The organism is Pseudomonas sp. RA_35y_Pfl2_P32 (assembly GCF_963970735.1).
Classification (GTDB): Bacteria; Pseudomonadota; Gammaproteobacteria; order Pseudomonadales; family Pseudomonadaceae; genus Aquipseudomonas.
In genome coordinates this window covers 1-616 of the sequence record NZ_CAXAQF010000124.1, presented here as the reverse complement: position 1 = coordinate 616, position 616 = coordinate 1, and the positions used below count along the sequence as shown (strand labels likewise).

Annotated in this window: 1 protein-coding gene; it reads right to left on the bottom strand. The window is 66.2% G+C overall.

Features of this window, described 5'->3' with window-relative positions:
- Nucleotides 1-10: 10 nt before the first annotated feature.
- Nucleotides 11-616: YqgE/AlgH family protein (locus tag AACY45_RS27430; protein WP_339548592.1), on the bottom strand; the 606-nt coding region annotated here is incomplete at its 5' end.

Sequence of the window (616 nt, the reverse complement as noted above, 5' to 3'; positions counted from 1 at the left end):
CAGTGGCGTTTCAGGCCCAGCCTGTCTCGTTCGCCAGGAGCCGCGAATCGATTCCGGCGCTGGCAAACCCCGCTTCCCATCGACTCTCGGCATTGCAGCCATACAGCAAATCGAGATCGCCCGGCACGTTCAGCCAACCGTGTCGCGTCAACTCGCCGTCGAGTTGCCCCTCGCCCCATCCCGCATAACCCAGCGCGACCAGCCAGCGCGACGGGCCGCGGCCAGCCGCAATCGCCTTCAGCACGTCGGTCGTTCCCGACAACGCCCACAGCGCCCCCGCATGCCCGACGACCTCGATCGTATCCTGGCCGCCCCAGTCGAGGGCGTGAAGCACGAAACCGCGCCGGGGTTCGACCGGCCCGCCGAAATGCACGGGAACATCGGGCGCGACGCCAAGGTCGATATCCAACTGCTCAAGCACCGTGTGCAAGCCAATGCCCGCGATCGTCGCACCGATCCCGATTCCCAGAGCGCCGTCGGAATCATGCGCGCACATCGCAATCACCGCCCGATCGAAGCGCGGGTCACCAATACCCGGCATGGCGAGCAGGAATTGGCCAGTGAGGTTGCGGGCGGAGTCCATCGCGTACAGCATAACCGCGGACGCCCTTGCTCG